The sequence below is a fragment of the Nitratireductor pacificus pht-3B genome, assembly GCF_000300335.1.
Lineage (GTDB): Bacteria > Pseudomonadota > Alphaproteobacteria > Rhizobiales > Rhizobiaceae > Nitratireductor > Nitratireductor pacificus.
In genome coordinates, this window is record NZ_AMRM01000014.1 from 97,077 (window position 1) to 117,488 (window position 20,412).

A 20,412-nucleotide genomic window follows, 5' to 3' on the forward strand; every position below is an offset into this window, starting at 1 on the left:
ACAAAGAAGTAAATTCGTTCATCCACTGGATGAAGCGCTCGGCCGATCCGGCATGACGGGCGCTGTCCGGAAGCCGCCTGCGGATCATTGTGTAAACAGGCGCTTCAAATGCGATGAGCCGGTCGCTGGACCGGCTCATCGGAAGTCATGTATCGAGCCCGCGAGACCACGGGATCGTGGCGGCCCTTTGGGGATGCTCAGAACGGGATTTCGTCGTCCAGATTCTGCGAATACCCACCGCCGCCGCCGGCATTGTCCGCCGGGCCGGACTGGCCGAAATCGGAGCTGCGGCCGCCGCCGCTGTAACCGCCCTGCCCGCCATAGCCGGCCTGGTCGCCGCCGCCCTGGCCGCGCGCGTCGAGCATCTGCAATTCACCGCGGAACTTCTGCAGGACCACTTCCGTGGTGTAACGGTCCTGCCCGCTCTGGTCGGTCCACTTGCGCGTCTGCAACTGGCCCTCGATATAGACCTTGGCACCCTTCTTCAGATACTGCTCGGCGACCTTGGCCAGATTGTCGTTGAAGATCACGACATTGTGCCACTCGGTCTTTTCCTTGCGCTCGCCGCTGGCCTTGTCGCGCCAGGTCTCGGATGTGGCGATCCGCATGTTGACCACCGGATCACCCGAGTTGAGCCGGCGGATTTCAGGGTCCGCGCCCAGATTGCCCACCAGTATGACCTTGTTGACGCTGCCCGCCATGACGCTTCTCCACGCTTGTCCGAAATCTGCGGCGCACTTTATCGCAATCGGCCAACCGGCGCGCCGGCTGGCTGAACCATGCGCCGCATCGTCCACAGTTCATTTTGTTCCTATTATGTTCTCATTCTGGCGGGATGCTGTCAACACCCCTTCACCGACTGGCCAGGCCGACGCCGGGAGCGGACATGGAAAAGCCCCGCCGCTACCGTTTCGAGCGCGCGGGGCTTGGGGTCGCTGACCCTTGTGCCGGGAGAGTTTTACCGGCTTGCTCTCGGGATATGCGGCCCTGCCGCTCCCGTTGGATTGCAAGATTGTCGATGAGTGGGGGCAGCCGGCCACCAGCGTGGTCACGCTTCCCGGCGACGCATCCCCGATGGAGCGCGTATCGCCTTCGGATCGTTCCGTCGCCGCTGCGCGAAGGCAGGCGCGCCTTCGATGAACGGGCGGTCGGATCAGCCGACTGTGGCTTCGCCTGCATTGCGAAGCCAAGGCGTTCGGTCAGGTGGAGTCATGCCTCCCTCCCGGTTCGTGCTTCGGTCCGTTGCTCGGTCGTCAGGCGGCTCAAGCGGCGCTGGCCGGTTCGTGGCGCCCACCGGCGCCCGGTCAGAACGGCGTCGTCGCGCCTGCGAGCCCTGACCAGGCGATACTGCGCCTTTGCCGGATAAGGGTCAAGCGGGCCGGCCGCCGCGAGACAAAATGTGATCGGGAGGCGCTGAAGTCGTGCGTGGCCGATTTGTCAGGAGGTTGTTCGGCCTTTGTTCTTTTCGCTTGCCCTTTGCGGCAAAAAACGGGAAAACCGCATCAGCGGCGAGACGTGGCCGCCCTGCATGGTCTTTCCGGCCATCGACATTTGCGCTGCGTTTCCTAAATGAAGCGAGGCCGGCAAGCCGCCGGTCCATCCATCTTTTCGAGAAGGCAGCAACGGGGCATGCCCGAGCACAAGTTCATTTCCATTCGCGGCGCGCGCGAGCACAATCTGAAGAATGTCGATCTCGACCTGCCGCGCGAGAGCCTGATCGTCATGACCGGCCTGTCTGGCTCGGGCAAGTCGTCGCTCGCCTTCGACACGATCTATGCCGAGGGCCAGCGGCGCTATGTCGAGAGCCTGTCGGCCTATGCGCGCCAGTTCCTGGAGATGATGCAGAAGCCCGATGTCGACCAGATCGACGGGCTTTCCCCCGCCATCTCCATCGAGCAGAAGACCACTTCGCGCAACCCCCGCTCCACCGTCGGCACGGTGACGGAGATCTACGACTACATGCGCCTGCTGTTCGCCCGCGTCGGCGTGCCCTATTCGCCGGCGACAGGCCTGCCGATCGAGAGCCAGACGGTCAGCCAGATGGTCGATCGGGTGATGGCGCTTGAGGAAGGCACCCGGCTCTACATCCTCGCCCCCATCGTGCGCGGCCGCAAGGGCGAGTACCGCAAGGAACTGGCCGAACTGCAGAAGAAGGGCTTCCAGCGCGTCAAGATCGACGGCGCCTTCTACGAGATCGCCGACGCACCGGCGCTGGACAAGAAGTACAAGCACGACATCGACGTGGTGGTCGACCGCGTCGTGGTGCGCGACGATCTGGCGACCCGGCTGGCGGATTCGCTGGAGACCTGCCTGCATCTCGCCGAGGGCCTGGCGGTCGCCGAGTTCGCCGACAGGCCGCTGCCGGACGCCGAGACGGCGGAGGGCGGCAGCGCCAACAAGTCGAAGAACGAGACCCATGAGCGGATCGTCTTCTCGGAAAAATTCGCCTGCCCGGTCTCCGGCTTCACCATCGCCGAGATCGAGCCGCGTCTGTTCTCGTTCAACAATCCGGCCGGCGCCTGCCCCACATGCGACGGGCTGGGCAGCCAGCGCGCCATCGACCCGGACATGGTCGTGCCCGACGACAGCATCGTGCTGCGCGAGGGTGCCGTCGCCCCTTGGGCGAAATCCACCTCGCCCTATTATCTGCAGACGCTCGAGGCGCTCGGCCGCGAATACGGCTTCAAGGTCGGCGACCGCTGGCGCGATCTCTCGGCGGAGGCCAAGGACGCGATCCTCAACGGCACCGGCGAAAAGAAGATCGCCTTCGACTATGACGACGGCCTGCGCAGCTACCGCACGACAAAACCCTTCGAGGGCGTCGTGGTCAATCTGCAGCGCCGCTGGAAGGAAACGGAATCGGCCTGGATGCGCGAGGAGATCGAGCGCTACATGTCGGCGCATCCCTGCCCCGCCTGCGGCGGCCACCGGCTGAAGCCCGAGGCGCTGGCCGTCAAGGTCGACCGGCTGCACATCGGCGAGGTCACGCAGATGTCCATCCGCGCGGCCGGCCAGTGGTTCGAGACCCTGCCCGAGCGCCTCAACGACAAGCAGAACGAGATCGCCGCGCGTATCCTCAAGGAGATCCGCGAGCGCCTGACCTTCCTGAACGATGTCGGCCTCGACTATCTGACCCTGTCGCGCAATTCGGGCACGCTGTCGGGCGGCGAGAGCCAGCGCATCCGCCTTGCCTCGCAGATCGGCTCCGGCCTCACCGGCGTGCTCTACGTGCTCGACGAACCCTCCATCGGCCTGCACCAGCGCGACAACGACCGTCTGCTCGCCACGCTGCGTCACCTGCGCGATTTGGGCAACACGGTCATCGTCGTCGAGCATGACGAGGACGCCATCCTCACCGCCGACCACGTGGTGGACATCGGCCCGGCGGCCGGCGTGCATGGCGGCCGGATCATCGCCGAGGGCACGCCGCGCGACATCATGGCCAACCCGGCTTCCGTCACCGGCAAGTATCTGACCGGCGCGCTGGCGATCCCCATGCCGGAGACGCGGCGCGAGATTCCGAAGAAGCGGCGCATCCGCGTCGTCGGCGCGCGCGGCAACAACCTGAAGAATGTCACGGCGGAGATCCCGCTCGGCACCTTCTCCGCCGTTACCGGCGTGTCGGGCGGCGGCAAGTCGACGCTTCTTATCGAGACCCTGTTCAAATCCGCCTCGCGCCGCATCATGGGATCGCGCGAGCATCCGGCCGAGCACGACCGTGTCGAGGGTCTGGAGCATCTGGACAAGGTCATCGACATCGACCAGTCGCCCATCGGTCGCACGCCGCGCTCCAACCCGGCCACCTATACGGGCGCCTTCACGCCGATCCGCGACTGGTTCGCCGGCCTGCCGGAGGCGAAGGCGCGCGGCTACCAGCCGGGCCGCTTCTCCTTCAACGTCAAGGGCGGCCGCTGCGAGGCCTGCCAGGGCGACGGCGTCATCAAGATCGAGATGCACTTCCTGCCGGATGTCTACGTCACCTGCGACGTCTGCCACGGCAAGCGCTACAACCGCGAGACGCTCGACGTCACCTTCAAGGGCAAGTCGATCGCCGACGTGCTCGAGATGACGGTCGACGAGGGCGTCGAATTCTTCGCCGCCGTGCCGGCCGTGCGCGACAAGCTTGTCACCCTGTCGCGCGTCGGCCTCGGCTACATCCATGTCGGCCAGCAGGCCAACACGCTTTCGGGTGGCGAGGCGCAGCGCATCAAGCTAGCCAAGGAACTGTCGAAACGCGCAACGGGCCGCACCCTGTACATCCTGGACGAACCGACGACCGGTCTGCATTTCCACGACGTGGCGAAGCTGCTCGAGGTGCTGCACGAGCTGGTCGATCAGGGCAACACGGTGGTGGTGATCGAGCACAATCTGGAGGTCATCAAGACCGCCGACTGGGTGCTCGACCTCGGCCCCGAGGGCGGCGACGGCGGCGGCGAGCTGGTTGCCGCCGGCTCGATCGACGACATCATGGCGGAGCCGCGCAGCTACACGGGCAAGTTCCTGAAGGAGCTGCTCGAGCGGCGCCCCGCCGGCAAGGCACAGGCAGCGGAGTGAACATGACCAAGGGCACCATTCGCGCCGGCATCGGCGGCTGGACGTTCGAGCCGTGGGAAGGCACCTTCTATCCCGACGACCTGCCGAAGAAGCGGCAGCTCGAATATGCCAGCCGGCAGATCCCGACCATCGAGGTCAACGGCACCTATTATGGCAGCCAGAAGCCGGCGGTCTATGCCAAATGGGGCAGCGAAGCGCCGGACGATTTCGTCTTCGCGTTGAAAGGCAACCGCTTCGTCACAAACCGCAAGATTCTATCGGATGCCGCTGAATCTCTTGAGAAATTCCTTGGATCGGGCATTTCAGAACTGGGCGGAAAGCTCGGTCCCCTCGTCTGGCAGTTCGCGCCGACGAAGAAGTTCGATCCCGAGGATTTCGAGGGTTTTCTAAAGCTGCTTCCGGCCAGCCGCGACGGCGTCGGGCTGCGCCATGTGCTCGAGGTGCGCCACGACAGTTTCGTCGTTCCCGAATTCGTCGCGCTGGCGCGCAAATATGGCGCGACCATCTGCTACGCGCACCACAACACCTATCCGGAGTTCGCCGACGTGACGGCGGACTTCGTCTATGCCCGGCTGCAACGCGGCGAGGATTCCGTTCCGACCGCCTATCCGCCGGCCGAACTCGACGCCTGGGCGAAGCGGGCGGAGCTGTGGGCCGCGGGCGGACAGCCCGACGACCTGCCGCTCGCCGACCCCTCCTCCGTGCCGGAGAAGAAGCCGCGCGACGTGTTCGTCTACTTCATCCACGAAGGCAAGATCCGCGCGCCGCAGGCCGCGCAGGCGTTCATGAAGCGGGTCGACTGACACAGTCGGCTGGGGTCAGCCCAAATCTGCATGAATGCGCGGGATCAGGCGCTGGGGTCTTTCTTTTGGGGTCCGCGATCCGCAATGCGTGACGGTCTCGTTCGCCTTCGGTCTTGTTTGCAGCAGCGTGATGCGTGGTTCGACAAGCTCATTACGAGGAAGGGTGCGGGTTGCAAAACGCACCTGTGACCGTCCCCGAACCAGCGCTTCCCGCCAAGCTCCACCTTCCTCATGGAGAGCTTGTCGAACCACGCACAACACCCTGTGCAGAAGGCAGGCACCCCTCTTCTCCGATCATCAAACCGCACTCTGAAAGCACGAAATCGTCCCGCGTCGCCTTCAATCGATCAGCCCGGCCAGAACCTCCGGCAGAAGCTCGGGCAAATCTTCCGCAATCAGTCCCGGCCCGAACAGCCGGGCCGCTTCCGCATGCAGCCAGACGCCCGCGCAGGACGCCTCGAAGGCCGGCATGCCCTGCGCCAGCAGGCCGGCGATGATGCCGGCCAGAACGTCGCCCGAGCCCGCCGTGGCGAGGAACGCCGTCCCGTTGCCATTGATCGCCGCGCGGCCGTCGGGAGATGCGATCACCGTGTCGGCTCCCTTCAGCACCATGACCCCGCCGGCGCGCTCCGCCGCCCGGCGCGCCCGGACAATCTTCGAACCTTCCCGCTCGGCGAGATCCGGAAAGAGCCGCGCGAATTCGCCCTCATGTGGTGTCAGGACCAGCGGCGGGGCCGTCTCCCCGCGTGCCGCGTCGAACAGTTCGCCGGGATTGGCGGCAAAAGCGCTGATCGCGTCCGCGTCGAGAACCAGCCCGCCCCGCTCCGCTGCCGCCTGCCGCAGTAGCAGGAGAGCCAGCGTCCGAACCCAGTCGCCCACGCCGAAACCCGGTCCGAGGACAATTGCGGCCGGACGGCGATCGGCGAGGAACTGCTCGACCTCTGTCACAGTCTCGGCGCGCCTGAGCATTATCGCGGTCAGGTGCATGGCGTTGACCATCAGGGCGCTCGCCGGCGACAGAAGCGTCACCGCCCCGGCGCCAGACCGCGCCGCGGCGCGCGCGGCGAGCCGCGCGGCGCCCGTGCTGGTCGGCCCTCCCGAAAAGACGGCGACATGGCCGCGGTTATATTTGTGCGTGTCCGGCCCGGCGGTCGGTAGAGCAGACCGCCAGAGCGCCGGCAGGTTCTCCCAGAGCGTCGTGCCCGCTGCCTCAAGCAGCGCACCGGCAATGCCGATATCGGCGAGCACCGTCTCGCCGCACCGGGCGCGGCCGGGATAGAGGAGATGCCCGGGTTTCTTGCGGAAGAAGGTGACGGTCAGCGCCGCGTCGAACGCAGCGCCCATGACCTGCCCGCTATCGCTTGATATACCCGACGGGAGATCGAGGGCGACAACGCGCGCGCCGGCCGCGGCGACCCCGGCGATGGCGGCGGCTTCCGCCCCCGATACGGGCCTGGACAGCCCGGCGCCGAACAGGGCGTCGACAACGATACGATCCGGTGCGGGCCGGAAGGCATCCAGCGGCCGGGCGGCGAGCGGGCAGTCGTCAGCAGCCCGAGCGGCGTCGCTGCCCTTGCGCGGCGGCACGGCGGCAAGCAGGCGCACGTCCAGGCCGCGCTCCGCCAGCAGCCGCGCCACCACATAGCCGTCCCCGCCATTGTTGCCGGGACCGCACAGGACGTCGAAGCCGGCTGCATCGGCGAAGCGCACGAGAATCTCCGCCGCCGCCACGGCGCCCGCATTGCGCATGAGATGGTATCCGTCGAACGGCCCGGCCTCCGCCGCCCGGCGGTCGATCGCGCTCATCTCCTCCGGCGTCAGGACTTCCATGGCATCGCTCTCCTGCCGCTTTCTTCGGCGCATTGCATATTTTTTGGGCACGGGCCAGACTGGCCTGTGGGGCGTCTGACGCATTTTGCCGCTTTCAGCCGGCACCCTTCCCTGCTTCGGCGCGGCAAAGCCTGCCATTTGCGGCGCGGAACCCCACAATGCAGCGCTTGGCACGCTTCGTGCAAGGCCTCGGCGAGACTTGGCATGTTTCGTGCTTTAACCGAACCGGAACGACAAGGGGCGCCGTACCCGTCCTCGAAACCATTGGAGACTACCCCGGCATGAAAAAGGTCGAAGCGATCATCAAACCCTTCAAGCTCGACGAGGTGAAGGAAGCCCTCCAGGAAGTCGGGCTGCAAGGCATCACCGTCATCGAGGCCAAGGGTTTTGGCCGTCAGAAGGGTCATACGGAACTCTATCGCGGCGCCGAATATGTCGTCGACTTTCTTCCCAAGGTGAAGATCGAGGTCGTCATCCCCGACGAGATGGTCGAGGCGGCCATCGAGGCAATCCGCAAGGCGGCCCAGACCGGCCGCATCGGCGACGGCAAGATCTTCGTCACCAATGTCGAGGAGGTGATCCGCATCCGGACCGGCGAGACCGGCGCGGACGCCGTCTGATCCATTTTTCTTCCGGTCCCGGCATTCGCTGGGGCCACCCAGGCAATACCATCCCAAACAGGAAAGCAATTATGACGACAGCACAGGACCTCTTGAAGCAGATCAAGGACAATGACGTGAAATTCGTCGATCTGCGCTTCACCGATCCCCGGGGCAAACTGCACCATGTGACGATGGATGTGGCGGCTGTCGATGAGGACATGTTCGCCGATGGCGTGATGTTCGACGGCTCGTCCATCGGCGGCTGGAAGGCGATCAACGAGTCCGACATGGTCCTGATGCCCGAGCCGGAAACGGCCCATATGGATCCCTTCTTCGCCCAGTCGACCATGGTCGTCCTGTGCGACATTCTCGATCCGATCTCCGGTGAAGCCTATAACCGCGATCCGCGCGGCACGGCCAAGAAGGCGGAAGCCTTCGTCAAGTCGGAAGGCCTCGGCGACGCCATCTACATCGGGCCGGAGCCGGAATTCTTCATCTTCGACGACGTCAAATACAAGGCCGACCCGTTCAACACCGGCTTCAAGCTCGACTGCAGCGAACTGCCGTCCAACGACGACACCGACTACGAGACCGGCAATCTGGGTCACCGCCCGCGCATGAAGGGCGGCTATTTCCCGGTTCCGCCGATCGATTCCGCGCAGGACATGCGCTCCGAGATGCTGACGGTCCTTTCCGAGATGGGCGTGCTCGTCGAGAAGCACCACCACGAGGTGGGCGCCGCCCAGCACGAACTCGGCATCAAGTTCGAGCCGCTGCTGCAGAGCGCCGACAGCGTGCAGAAGTTCAAATATGCCGTGCATCAGGTCGCCAACGCCTATGGCAAGACGGCCACCTTCATGCCGAAGCCGATCTATGGCGACAACGGCTCGGGAATGCACGTGCACCAGTCGATCTGGAAGGACGGCAAGCCGACCTTCGCCGGCAATGAGTATGCAGGCCTCTCCGAGACCTGCCTGTTCTACATCGGCGGCGTCATCAAGCATGCCAAGGCCATCAACGCCTTCACCAACCCGCTGACCAATTCCTACAAGCGCCTGGTGCCGGGCTTCGAGGCGCCGGTTCTGCTCGCCTATTCGGCGCGCAACCGCTCGGCCTCCTGCCGCATCCCGTTCGGCTCGTCCCCCAAGGCGAAGCGCGTGGAAGTCCGTTTCCCCGATCCGGGCGCGAACCCGTATCTGGCCTTTGCCGCCATGCTGATGGCCGGCATCGACGGCATCAAGAACAAGATCCATCCCGGCCAGGCCATGGACAAGGATCTGTACGACCTGCCGCCGAAGGAACTGAAGAAGGTGCCGACCGTCTGCGGATCGCTGCGTGAGGCGCTGATGAGCCTCGACAAGGACCGCGGCTTCCTGAAGGCCGGCGGCGTCTTCGACGACGACCAGATCGATGCCTATATCGAGCTCAAGATGGCCGAAGTGCTGCGCTACGAGATGACGCCGCACCCGGTCGAGTTCGACATGTACTACTCGGTCTGACGCAGTCCTCCGAACGATCAAGGCCCCGCCCCGCCGGCGGGGCCTTTTTCATGCGCGGCCGCGGGCGCTCCAGTCTGCCGCGATCGATGCCGGAACGGCGCGCTGGCGGAACTCCCGCGTCACCTCGCCGAAGGCGAAGCGGATGGAGTTCTCGACGATCTCCTGATCGTAGCGTTTCAGCTTTTCGGCGATCGGCGCCCAGTGAAACAGCGCCTTCGGGCTTTCGGTGAAACTGTCCCCGCCGGCGGCGAGATTGTCCCAGTGCACGTCGGCAAGACGGGCCTCAAACGCGGCCCGCCAGGCATCGGTGACGCCGGGTTCGGGCAGATGCGCTTCATTGTCGGCGAGGCCCGCCTGGAAGCAATGGCGCGCCAGCGCTGTTCCCCCTTCCCGCCCGAGGCCGCCGGCCGCCACGACCCGCGCCACACCGTGGAGCGACAGATCGGACAGGCAGGCGGCGAAGACATGCAGCTTCGCCACGTTGATCGATCCGACGAAGACATCGTCCTCGAACATGGTCGGATAGCGCGTGCCCATGCGCGCCTTCAGGTAACCGTACAGCTTCTTCTGCGCCACGAAGGCTGCCCGCGTGCTGACGAACCCGCAAAGCGCATCGACCGTGTCGATCGGCGCGCGCTCCCGCCGGAAACGCAGCCGCCCCGCCGCCTCGCGCAGGAACGCCATGCTTTTCGACCACTCGACGCCCATCGCGCTCCCTCCCGGATACGACCAATGTCTCAATTCCCTTTGGTAAGGAGATGCCCAATGCTTGAGACAAGCCATTGTGATTCCGATTCACGCGGATCGCAATGGCGGCGGTTAACGACTTTCGTCGCTAACGGATCTTAGGGAGGAGGACATCATGTCCACTAACAACGCTGACGATGCGAGGGATCGCTATTGGGCGAAGACCAGGAATCTGACGATTGTCGTCCTGGCGCTCTGGGCGTTTTTCTCGCTGGTTGTCCCATGGATGACCGGAACGCTCAATCAGTACACGTTCATCGGCTTTCCGCTGGGCTTCTACATGATCGCACAGGGCTCGCTCATCGCATTCGTGGTCATCATCTGGGTGCAGAACTGGCGCCAGGATGCGATCGATGATGAGTTCGGCTTCGGCGACGAAGAATAGGGAGGACCCGACATGGCTTTGATACAGGGACGGTTCATCGACAACATCGGTCGGGTTTACGGAATCTACACGGGCGGCTTCGTCGCCTTCATCATCCTGATGGCGATCCTGGAACAGCTCGGCGTTAGCGCGAATACGATCGGCATTCTGTTCGTCGCCTTCACGATCGCCATCTACGCCATCATCGGCTGGCTTTCGCGCACCATGGAGGTCGACGCCTACTACGTGGCCGGGCGTCAGGTGCCGGCTGTCTACAACGGCATGGCGACCGCCGCCGACTGGATGTCGGGAGCATCCTTCGTCGCGCTCGCCGGCGGCATCTATTTCGGTGGCTACGGCTACATGGCCTTCATCGTCGGCTGGACCGGCGGCTATGTGCTCGTCAACTCGCTGATGGCGCCCTATCTGCGCAAGTTCGGCTGCTACACCGTGCCCGATTTCATCGGCACGCGTTACGGCGGTAATCTTGCACGCCTCTGCGCCGTCATCGTTCTGGTGGTTGCGTCCTTCACCTACGTCACCGCGCAGATCGACGCCACCGGCACGATCGCCGCGCGCGCCCTGCACATCCCCTATAGCTACGGCGTATGGTTCGGCCTTTTGGGCATCCTGCTGTGTTCAATGCTGGGCGGCATGCGCGCCGTCACCTGGACCCAGGTGGCGCAGTACATCGTCCTCATCGTCGCCTATCTGGTACCGGTGATCTGGATGTCCAACGCGCAGGGCTTCGGCATCATCCCGCACTTCACCTATGGCGAAGCGGCGACCTCCATGGCGCAGTTCGAGACGCAATACGGCCTCAACGCGCCTGCCGAAGCGATCAGGGGCCTGTCGGTCCTGACGACCCCGCACACCGGTCCGGTGGGCGACTACGCGGAGTGGAAGTTCGTCACGCTGGCGCTCTGCATGATGGCCGGCACCGCATCGCTGCCGCACATCCTGATGCGCTACTTCACGACGCCGTCCGTGCGCTCGGCCCGCAAGTCGGTCGCATGGTCGCTCCTGTTCATCTTCCTGCTGTACTTCACGGCGCCGGCGCTTGCCACGCTGACGAAGCTCCAGCTTCTCGATCCCAACCTGCCCACGGCCATCATCGGCAAGCCCTTTGCCGAAGTCGCCGCGCTGGACTGGATCCAGAACTGGTCCTCCGTCGGCTTCCTGGCCATCGCCGACCAGAATGCGGACGGCATCCTGCAGCTGAACGAGTTCTTCATGCGGCCCGACATCGTCGTTCTGGCCACGCCGGAGATCGCCGGCCTGCCCTACGTCATCTCCGGCCTCGTCGCCGCGGGTGGCATGGCGGCAGCCATGTCGACGGCCGACGGACTGCTGCTGGCCATCGCCAACGCGCTCAGCCACGATCTCTACTACAAGATGATCGACCCGAAGGCCGACACGGCCGTCCGGCTGATCGTTGCCCGCGTGCTTCTCCTGGCCATCGGCGCGCTCGGCGCCCTGATCGCCTCGCTGCAGCTCACGGGCATCCTCGGCGCGGTTGCCTGGGCCTTCTGCTTTGCCTGCTCCGGCCTCTTCTTCCCGCTCGCCCTCGGCGTCTGGTGGAAGCGGGCCAACCGGGAAGGCGCAATCGCCGGCATGGCGGCGGGCTTCATCGCAGGTTCGCTCTATCTCTACTACGTCTACACGGGCGGCACGCCGTGGTTCGGTCTCGACCATCTGCGGTTCGGCATTGTCGGCATGGCCGTCAGCCTCGTCGCCATGGTCGTCGTCACGCTGCTGACGCCGGCTCCGGACGAGGAGATCCAGCGCATGGTGGACGAAACCCGCGTTCCGACGGGTCCGACCATTCTAGGCTCGAAGCACTGATCGGGCTAAAGTGACGACGGGGGCGGGTTTACCCGCCCCCGATTCGCGTCGGGAGGACTGTTTGAATGCCGGAAACCATGGCCGCCTTTCCCATCTGGGTGATCGCGCTCGACTACGCTCTCGGCGTCATCATGTGGACGCTGATCGGCCGCGCGGCGATGGGCATCTTCCTGCCCGAGGATTCCAGCTTCTTCTTCATGCGCTTCTTCGTGCGCGCGACAAACCCGATCCTGCGGCTGTTCCGCCCGATCACCCCCGGCTTCCTGCTGGAGCCGCTGATCCCGGTCTATGTGGCGTGGTTCTTCTTCATGATCCGCTTCTACCTGATGCCCTGGCTGCTCGGCTATTCGGTCATGGGCATGCTGTCCTTCCCGCTGGAAAGCGAGATCGCCGGCATGATCTATCAGGCGTTCGGAAACAGATAGGCTTCAGACGTCCGGTCTCGTTCGCCGTTTCATTGAAACGCCGGATGAATCCATCACTCTGTTTTCCGTGTTCATGCGGGCGTCAGGTGTTTCCACCTGACTGCAATAGCCTATAGCGCCGCCAGAAGGGCCGCCGCCCCCATCATGTCGCGCTCGCGCGCCGCGCGCCGTGCGGCGGCTTCCGCATCCTCGCCCCACTGCGCCCGGTTCCAGTCTTCATCGACATGGGCAGCGCTCCATGCATCCGCGGCGCTGATCGCATCTGCCTCGACGGCAAGCGCCAGAAGCAGCGAACCGGTAAGCGCCGTCATCACATGCAGGGCGGCCAGGCGCAGCGGCTGCGAACGCTGCCGCAGATGCGCGCTGACGGCTTGGATCGCCGCGCGTGGCTGCTCCACATGGACGATCCCCTCGGCCAGGACGAAATGCGCACCCATGGCCTGCTGCGCCCAGTCAAGAACCGGGTCCCAGAGCTCCGCCTGCCTGGCGACCAGGCTTTCCGGCGAGGGCGCGCGGTAGCACAGAAGGTCGCTCGAGGCGTAGCGCAGCACATCCTCCAGCACCGGCTGGGCGTGATGCGCCACGCCATCGAGCGCCGTGTTGACGAGACGCGTCACCGGCATGGTCGCGGGGTCGATCACCTCCCCCTGCCCGGCATATTCATTCGCCACCAGCTCGGCGGCGACGCGCGTCGGGAGAAGGACGGTGGCCGCGCCCGGCGTCCGGACCATGCGGCCGTCGAGAAGAACCGTGAAGGCATCGCCTTCCTCCCCGACGGACGCCGCACCGTAGAACCGCTTCGGCAGCGGCCGCTTCATGGTGCTCTGGGCGCGCCGCACGGGATCCTGTTCGGCGGCGGTTTTCCCGTTCTCGAGGTCGTTCAGGAGATCACGCATGGTTCACATATAGTCCTTTCAGCCCGGAACGACACGACGATGCGGCCGGTTGACCACTACCAGGCCAAGCCCGATCAGGAACAGCGCCAGGACGATCTTCAGTGTCAGCGGCTCGCCGAGGAAGAGCGCGCCGCTCAGCACGCCGAAGGCAGGTGTCAGAAAGGCGAAGCTCGACAGGCCCGACGCCGGGTAGCGCCGCATCAGCCAGAACCACAGCCCATAGGTGAAGGCGACGACGAAGACCGCCTGGTAGAGGAAGGCCCCGGTGGCAAGCCACGAGACATCCCGCAGCAGCGGCCCGACAAAGGGGAGGAACAGCCCGGCCATCAATCCGGAGACTGTCAACTGGTAAAGGAGCGTCTTCTCCGCGCTGGCGTCTGTCAGTCGCGATTGCTTGATTACGATGGTCGTGGCAGCCCACAGGACGCCGCCGACAAGACAAAGGACGTCACCGATGAGCGCATCGGGACCGGGAAGGCTCAATCCGTCCGAGAAGACGAGAGCGACACCCGTGAAGGCCAGAAGGAGCCCCAGGAACTTCACCACCGAGATTTTTTCGCCGAGCAGGAAATGACCGCCGATCAGCACCCAGAACGGCATTGCGTTGAGCATCAGGGCGCCGCGCGCCGCGCTGGTATACTCCATGGCGACGAAAAGGCAGGCAAACTCCAGGCCGAACAGAACGCCTGCAACAATGCCGGGAATGAGCGTCCCGTCCTTCTCGAACAGGCGGATGCCGCGATAGCGGCACCACAAGAACACCAGCACCGCCGCGAGGGCGGAGCGCGAGAAGACCATGAAGATCGGGTCGTAGCCCGTATTGGCGACCTTGATCGCCACCTGGTTCAGGCCCCAGAAGAAGCACAGGCAGACCATCGTGGTCGCGGCAAAGGTGTCGATCGCGTCGTGCCGTCCGCCATTTGCTGCGACGACGCTCATCGCTCATCCTCCGCCGCAGATTCCTCGAAGCCGAGCAGGTTCCAGCTCTGCCGCATGTGCGGCGGCAGCGGCGCGGTCACGTCGATCCTGCCCTGATCGGGATGCGGGATGACGATCCGTCGCGCATGCAGGTGCAGCCTGTTTTGGAGGCCGCCGGGAAACTCCCAGTTCTGGTCGGCCTCGAAATATTTCGGGTCGCCGATGATCGGGCAGCCGATATGGGCCGCGTGAACGCGCAGCTGGTGCGTGCGGCCGGTATAGGGCTCCATCTCGAGCCATGAGAGCGTCATCCCCGCCTGCTCGATCAGACGGTAGTTGGACACGGCGTGATCGGAATCGGGCTCGCCATGCTTGGTCACGCGCATGCGGTCGCCATCGGGCGTCTGTTCCTTGACCAGCCAGGTCGATATGCGGCCCTCGCGCTGCTTCGGCACGCCCTTGACCAGTGCCCAATAGGTCTTCTTGGTCTCGCGCGCGCGGAAAGCCTCGGCGAGCCGCATCGCCGCCTGCCGCGTGCGTGCGACGACCAGCACGCCGGATGTGTCCCTGTCGATCCGGTGCACGAGACGCGGCTTCTCGCCCTTCTTGTTGCGCCAGGCCTCCAGCATGTCATCCACATGCCGGTGAACGCCGGAGCCGCCCTGCACCGCGAGGCCCGCCGGCTTGTTGAAGACGAAGACCTTGGGGTCCTCGTAGAGCAGCATCTGCGACAGCGCCTCGGCGTCGCCCGTGTCGCGCAGGCTGCGCGCCGTCATGCCGTCACTGCCCTTGCGGTCGACGGCGAGCGGCGGGATGCGCACCATCTGGCCGGCCTTGACCCGCGTATCTGCCTTCGCACGGCCACCATCGACCCGCACCTGCCCGGAACGCAGCAGTTTCTGCAGATGGCCGAAACCCAGACCGGGAAAATGCACCTTGAACCAGCGGTCGAGGCGCATATCCGCCTCGTCCTTCTGCACTTCCATCTGCTGCACACCCGCCATGACGAAGAATCCGTTCTGAAATCCGGGCAAACGCGCTTACGCGAAGTGCCGCGCCAGCCACAGGCCGGCAAAAAGGGCGGCGATCGCCCCGCAAACGCTGACGAGGACATAGGCCGCAGCCATGACGACGGCGCCCCGCTCCCACAGCACGGCCACATCCAGCGAAAAGGCCGAGAAGGTGGTGAACCCGCCCAGAAGCCCGGTCGCGATCAGGAGCCGCAGCTCGGGCGGCGTCCCGGCCCGCCGTGCCAGCCACTCGATGAAGAGACCCATGATGAACGAGCCGACCAAGTTGACGGTCAGCGTTCCCCAGGGAAAGCCGGCGCCCCACAGGCGCATCGCCGCCAGCCCGGTCAGGTGCCTCAGGCTCGCGCCGATTGCGCCGCCGGCAGCAACGATCAGCAAATGACTCATGGCGCCCTTTTCGCAGAAGCTGCGCAAAAAGCAACAAGCGCCATCACGCCCCCTCCCCGCGTTCCCGGCGCAGCTTCGCCCAGTAGTCGAGCCGCTTGCGGATCTCACGCTCGAAACCGCGCTCCGGCGGATCGTAGAACTGGCGGCGGCCCATCGCCTCGGGAAAGTAGTCCTGCCCGGAGAAGGCGTCGGGCGCATCGTGATCATAGGCGTAGCCAGCGCCGTATCCGCTCTCCTTCATCAGCCTGGTCGGCGCGTTGAGGATATGCTTCGGCGGCAGCAGCGAACCGTGCTCCTTGGCGGCGGCGAACGCTTGCTTGAAGGCGGTATAGACCGCATTCGACTTCGGCGCCGTGGCGAGATAGACGCAGGCCTGCGCGAGCGCCAGCTCCCCCTCCGGCGAACCGAGATAGTCATAAGCGTCCTTGGCGGCATTGGCGATGCCGAGCGCCTGCGGATCGGCAAGCCCGATGTCCTCCACTGCCATGCGCACCAGCCGGCGACCGATGAAGAGCGGGTCCTCGCCCGCATCGAACATGCGGCAGAGATAGTAGAGCGCGGCATCCGGATCGGACCCGCGGACGGATTTGTGCAGCGCCGAGATCAGGTTGTAATGGCCGTCCTGGCCCTTGTCGTAGACCGGCGCACGGCGCTGCGCGACGCGCTGCAGTCCCTCTGCGTCGAACACTTCGCCTTCGCGCGCGGCCCGCCAGACCTCTTCGGCAAGGGTCAGCGAGGCCCGCCCGTCGCCATCGGCCATGCGAACGAGAACGGCGCGCGCCTCATCGTCGAGTGGCAGCGGCTTTCCCTCCAGGGCTTCCGCCCGTTCCAGGAGGCTCATCAGGCTGTCGGCCGTCAGCGTGTTGAAATTGAGCACTCGCGCACGCGACAGGAGAGCGGCATTGAGCTCGAAGGACGGGTTCTCCGTGGTCGCGCCGACGAGCACCACCGTACCGTCTTCCATCACCGGCAGGAAGGAATCCTGCTGCGAGCGGTTGAAGCGATGGATCTCGTCGACGAAAAGAAGCGTCTGGCGGCCCTGGCTGCGCCGCAGCCTTGCGCTCTCGAACACCTTCTTCAGATCGGCGACGCCTGAGAAGATCGCCGATATCTGCTCGAAGGCCAGTTCCGTTTCGCCCGCGAGCAGCCGCGCAACGGTGGTCTTGCCCGTTCCGGGCGGCCCCCAGAAGATCAGCGAGCCAAGCGAGCGGCTGGCGATCATGCGCGTCAGCACCCCGTCGTCGCCCGTCAGGTGCTCCTGGCCGACGACGTCGGCGAGCCGTGTAGGCCTCAGCCGGTCGGCCAGCGGGCGGTTGACCGGCGCGAAATTCTGCTCCGTGCTCGCGAAAAGGTCGCTCATGGCTCTTTCGTCAAAAACGCAGGGTCTGCTGCAATATGCGGCCGTCGCGCTCGATGGCAAAGCGCCAGCGACGGGTTTCCTCCCGTGCCACGGCCAGGAGCGTGTCGGCCCGGTCGATCTCCAGGCCGTTGACTTCACGAATGACATCGCCCGGCCGCAGCCCGACGCTCGCAGCCGGCGAACGGCGGTCCACATCAAGAAGCACGACGCCCTTCTTGTTCAACGGGAGTTTCAGGCGCTGCGCCAGCCGCGGCTCAAGATCGGCTACCGACGCCCCTGCGAAGGGACCGTGTCCTTCGATCAGGGTCGGTGCGGACGCGTCCCCGTCCGACAGGCGCTCCAACCGGATCGTCATGTCCGTGGTCGCGCCGTCACGCAGAATGCGGATCGTCCCTTCCTCATCCACGGGATGGGTCGCCAGACGATATTCCAGCGCGTCGGGATGCTGGATATCGGCGCCGTCCATGGCGATCACCACGTCGCCGGGCCTCAATCCGGCGCGCGTGGCCGGACTGTCCTCGGCGACCTCGCGCACCAGCGCGCCTGCCGGCCGCGCCATGCCGAGCGCCTCGGCGGTCTGCGAGGTGACCGGATCGAAGGAAGCGCCGAAATAGGGGCGCTCGAAACTTTCCGCGCCGCTCATCGCGGCGTCCACCACAGCGCGCACCATGTTCGCCGGGATCGCGAAGCCGATGCCGATGGAGCCGCCGCTGCGGCTGACGATCGCCGTGTTGATGCCGATCACCGCGCCCTTCATGTCGATCAGCGCGCCGCCGGAATTGCCGGGATTGATCGCCGCGTCGGTCTGGATGAAGAAACCGAAATCGGACACGCCCACATGGCTTCGCGCCAGTGCCGAGACGATGCCGCTGGTGGTCGTCTGCCCGACGCCGAACGGGTTGCCGATGGCGAGCACCAGGTCACCCACTTCCAGCAGGTCGGAATCGCCGAGCGGGACGGCGGCAAACGGCGCGTCCGCCTTGATCTTCAGCACCGCCAGGTCGAGCGCCTTGTCCTTCAGCAGGATCTCGCTTTCGAACTCGCGCCCGTCCGCCAGCGCCACCTTGACCGCATCGGCATCGCTGATGACGTGGTAATTGGTGACGATCACGCCGCTCCGGTCGACCATCACGCCGGACCCGAGCGAGGAACGCACGCGCGGCGGCATCTGGCTGCGGCCGAAGAACTGCTCGAAGAACGGATCGCCCATGAAAGGCGAGCGCACCTGGACGGTGGAGGAGGCATAGACATTCACCACCGCCGGCGCGGTCTCGCGCACCAGCGGAGCGAAGGAGAGCTGGATCTCGGCATCGCCGAACGGCACGCGTCTCTTCGGCGCGGCCGGTGCCGGTTCCGCCGTCTCGCCGCCGCGCAGCAGCTTTGAGAGCGTGTCGGAAAGGCTGCCCGCCGACCCATCCTGCGCGGCAACGGGCGATACCAGAAGCACCGCGACCAGAAGGGCGGCTAACAGGCGAAACGGTTTGCTTGTCATGACAATCCTCGGTTCAGGCGGATGCCCCTTTTTCACACGCAACCGTGTCGAACAAAAGGCCCGCGGAAGCGGATCGGAGCCCGAGCAGGAGCGCAGCAAAAAGGGGCCCGCGGGCCCCTTTCGCAATCACCGTCTGAGACCGGCATCAGATTATGCAGCTTCGGCCTCTTCGTTGACGCCTTCGGCTTCGAGACGGGCGCGATCGGCCGCACCCTTGGCCGAGACGTCGCGGTCGACGAACTCGATGACCGCCATCGGGGCGTTGTCGCCGTGGCGGAAGCCCGCCTTCATGATGCGCAGATAGCCGCCGTGACGATCCGCATAGCGTGGCGCGAGCGTGTCGAACAGGCGCTTGGCCAGGGTCTCGTTGCGGATCGCAGCGATCACCTGACGACGCGCATGCAGGTCACCCCGCTTGCCGAGCGTCACCAGCTTCTCGACGATCGGGCGCAGTTCCTTGGCCTTCGGCAGCGTCGTGACGATCTGCTCGTGCTCGATCAGCGATGCCGCCATATTGGAAAACAGCGCCTTGCGATGGCTTGCCGTCCTGTTCAGCTTGCGGCCGGATTTTCCGTGGCGCATGGCTTTTCTCCTTCAATTCCCGTCGCCCGGCATTCGAAGCCGGCGTCGCGGGGCTAGTATTGGTCTTCGTAGCGCTTGGCGAGTTCTTCGATGTTTTCCGGCGGCCAGTCCTCGACTTCCATGCCGAGATGCAGGCCCATCGACGCCAGAACTTCCTTGATTTCGTTGAGCGACTTGCGGCCGAAATTCGGCGTGCGCAGCATCTCCGCCTCGGTCTTCTGGATCAGATCGCCGATATAGACAATGTTGTCGTTCTTCAGGCAGTTGGCCGAACGAACCGAAAGCTCCAGCTCGTCCACCTTCTTCAGAAGCGCCGGGTTGAAGGCGAGCTCGGCCACCTGCTCGGCGGGCTGCTCCTTCTGCGGCTCTTCGAAGTTGACGAACAGGCCAAGCTGGTCCTGCAGGATGCGCGCGGCAAACGCCACGGCGTCCTCGCCCGTCACCGAACCGTTGGTCTCGATGGTCATGGTCAGCTTGTCATAGTCGAGAACCTGTCCCTCGCGGGTGTTCTCGACCTTGTAGGAGACCTTCTTGACCGGCGAGTAGAGGCTGTCGACCGGGATCAGCCCGATCGGCGCATCCTCGGCGCGGTTGCGGTCGGCCGGGACATAGCCCTTGCCGTTGTCGACTGTGAATTCCATGCGGATTTCCGCGCCCTCGTCCAGCGTGCAGAGCACGTGGTCGGGGTTCAGCACTTCCACATCGCCGACCGTCTGGATGTCGCCAGCGGTGACGGCGCCCGGTCCCTGCTTGCGCACGACCATGCGCTTGGGGCCGTCGCCTTCCATCGAAAGCGCGATTTCCTTGATGTTGAGGACGATGTCGGTGACATCTTCCCGCACACCGGGGATCGACGAGAATTCATGCAGCACGCCGTCGATCTGCACCGCCGTCACGGCGGCGCCGCGCAGCGACGACAGAAGCACACGCCGCAGCGCATTGCCCAGCGTCAGGCCGAAGCCGCGCTCCAGCGGCTCCGCCACCAGCGTGGTGACGGTGCGACCCTTGGAGGAGAACTCCACCTTGTTGGGCTTGATAAGCTCTTGCCAGTTTTTCTGGATCATTCTGGGTTCCTTC

General features: G+C 65.1%; 18 protein-coding genes. 7 read left to right on the plus strand and 11 right to left on the minus strand.

Annotated elements, in window-relative coordinates; all coding sequences use genetic code 11:
* Positions 1 to 197: 197 nt before the first annotated feature.
* Positions 198 to 701 (minus strand): single-stranded DNA-binding protein, encoded by a 504-nt coding sequence (locus NA2_RS13465; protein WP_008597519.1) that lies wholly within the window; start codon positions 699 to 701, stop codon positions 198 to 200.
* Positions 702 to 1,629: 928 nt separating this feature from the next.
* Here NA2_RS13465 and uvrA point away from each other — a divergent pair.
* A complete protein-coding gene (gene uvrA / locus NA2_RS13470) occupies positions 1,630 to 4,554 on the plus strand; it encodes an excinuclease ABC subunit UvrA (RefSeq protein WP_008597520.1) in 2,925 nt (974 codons plus the stop codon).
* 2 nt (positions 4,555 to 4,556) lie between these two features.
* Positions 4,557 to 5,357: a DUF72 domain-containing protein gene (locus NA2_RS13475; RefSeq protein WP_008597521.1), complete on the plus strand. Its 801-nt coding sequence runs from the start codon at positions 4,557 to 4,559 to the stop codon at positions 5,355 to 5,357.
* Between the two features lie 339 nt (positions 5,358 to 5,696).
* Here the strand turns inward: NA2_RS13475 and NA2_RS13480 are convergent, their stop codons facing one another.
* The gene (locus NA2_RS13480; RefSeq protein WP_244423647.1) at positions 5,697 to 7,220 is read right to left on the minus strand and encodes an NAD(P)H-hydrate dehydratase; all 1,524 of its coding nucleotides are present in this window, start codon (positions 7,218 to 7,220) and stop codon (positions 5,697 to 5,699) included.
* A 248-nt stretch (positions 7,221 to 7,468) separates the two neighbouring features.
* Between NA2_RS13480 and NA2_RS13485 the strand changes: the two genes are divergently transcribed.
* Together NA2_RS13485 and glnA are read left to right on the plus strand one after the other, a co-directional pair.
* The gene (locus NA2_RS13485; RefSeq protein ID WP_008597523.1) at positions 7,469 to 7,807 is read left to right on the plus strand and encodes a P-II family nitrogen regulator; all 339 of its coding nucleotides are present in this window, start codon (positions 7,469 to 7,471) and stop codon (positions 7,805 to 7,807) included.
* Positions 7,808 to 7,878: 71 nt separating this feature from the next.
* On the plus strand, positions 7,879 to 9,288 hold the full coding sequence (gene glnA / locus NA2_RS13490) for a type I glutamate--ammonia ligase (protein ID WP_008597524.1): 1,410 nt from the start codon (positions 7,879 to 7,881) through the stop codon (positions 9,286 to 9,288).
* Between the two features lie 48 nt (positions 9,289 to 9,336).
* On the opposite strand, the gene NA2_RS13495 is transcribed toward glnA, so the two are convergent.
* On the minus strand, positions 9,337 to 9,996 hold the full coding sequence (locus NA2_RS13495; protein ID WP_008597525.1) for a hypothetical protein: 660 nt from the start codon (positions 9,994 to 9,996) through the stop codon (positions 9,337 to 9,339).
* Positions 9,997 to 10,150: 154 nt separating this feature from the next.
* Here NA2_RS13495 and NA2_RS13500 point away from each other — a divergent pair, with 154 nt between their 5' ends.
* From NA2_RS13500 to NA2_RS13510, 3 genes are all read left to right on the plus strand, one after another.
* Positions 10,151 to 10,420, plus strand: coding sequence for a DUF4212 domain-containing protein (locus NA2_RS13500; protein WP_008597526.1), 270 nt, complete (start codon positions 10,151 to 10,153; stop codon positions 10,418 to 10,420).
* 12 nt (positions 10,421 to 10,432) lie between these two features.
* Positions 10,433 to 12,244 carry a sodium:solute symporter family protein gene (locus NA2_RS13505; RefSeq protein ID WP_008597527.1) on the plus strand — a complete coding sequence of 604 codons (1,812 nt, stop codon included), beginning with the start codon at positions 10,433 to 10,435 and terminating at the stop codon, positions 12,242 to 12,244.
* Positions 12,245 to 12,309: 65 nt separating this feature from the next.
* Positions 12,310 to 12,669, plus strand: a complete 360-nt coding sequence (locus NA2_RS13510; protein WP_008597528.1) for a YggT family protein — start codon at positions 12,310 to 12,312, stop codon at positions 12,667 to 12,669.
* Between the two features lie 110 nt (positions 12,670 to 12,779).
* Here the strand turns inward: NA2_RS13510 and NA2_RS13515 are convergent, their stop codons facing one another.
* The 8 genes from NA2_RS13515 to NA2_RS13550 form a co-directional block, all read right to left on the minus strand.
* Positions 12,780 to 13,565: an ATP12 family chaperone protein gene (locus NA2_RS13515; RefSeq protein WP_008597529.1), complete on the minus strand. Its 786-nt coding sequence runs from the start codon at positions 13,563 to 13,565 to the stop codon at positions 12,780 to 12,782.
* Positions 13,566 to 13,583: 18 nt separating this feature from the next.
* Entirely contained in the window at positions 13,584 to 14,504 is a 921-nt protein-coding gene (locus tag NA2_RS13520) for a DMT family transporter (protein WP_008597530.1), read from the minus strand.
* Positions 14,501 to 15,487 (minus strand): RluA family pseudouridine synthase, encoded by a 987-nt coding sequence (locus NA2_RS13525; RefSeq protein ID WP_008597531.1) that lies wholly within the window; start codon positions 15,485 to 15,487, stop codon positions 14,501 to 14,503. Before NA2_RS13525 ends, NA2_RS13520 begins: the two co-directional genes overlap by 4 nt.
* A 36-nt stretch (positions 15,488 to 15,523) precedes the next feature.
* Complete coding sequence (gene crcB / locus NA2_RS13530) at positions 15,524 to 15,901, minus strand: fluoride efflux transporter CrcB (protein WP_008597532.1); 378 nt, start codon at positions 15,899 to 15,901, stop codon at positions 15,524 to 15,526.
* A gap of 43 nt (positions 15,902 to 15,944) precedes the next feature.
* Positions 15,945 to 17,261 carry a replication-associated recombination protein A gene (locus NA2_RS13535; RefSeq protein ID WP_008597533.1) on the minus strand — a complete coding sequence of 439 codons (1,317 nt, stop codon included), beginning with the start codon at positions 17,259 to 17,261 and terminating at the stop codon, positions 15,945 to 15,947.
* 10 nt (positions 17,262 to 17,271) lie between these two features.
* Positions 17,272 to 18,753, minus strand: coding sequence for a DegQ family serine endoprotease (locus tag NA2_RS13540; protein WP_008597534.1), 1,482 nt, complete (start codon positions 18,751 to 18,753; stop codon positions 17,272 to 17,274).
* 150 nt (positions 18,754 to 18,903) lie between these two features.
* Positions 18,904 to 19,335 carry a 50S ribosomal protein L17 gene (rplQ, locus tag NA2_RS13545; RefSeq protein WP_008597535.1) on the minus strand — a complete coding sequence of 144 codons (432 nt, stop codon included), beginning with the start codon at positions 19,333 to 19,335 and terminating at the stop codon, positions 18,904 to 18,906.
* Between the two features lie 53 nt (positions 19,336 to 19,388).
* Positions 19,389 to 20,399 carry a DNA-directed RNA polymerase subunit alpha gene (locus tag NA2_RS13550; protein ID WP_008597536.1) on the minus strand — a complete coding sequence of 337 codons (1,011 nt, stop codon included), beginning with the start codon at positions 20,397 to 20,399 and terminating at the stop codon, positions 19,389 to 19,391.
* Between the last annotated feature and the right edge of the window lie 13 nt (positions 20,400 to 20,412).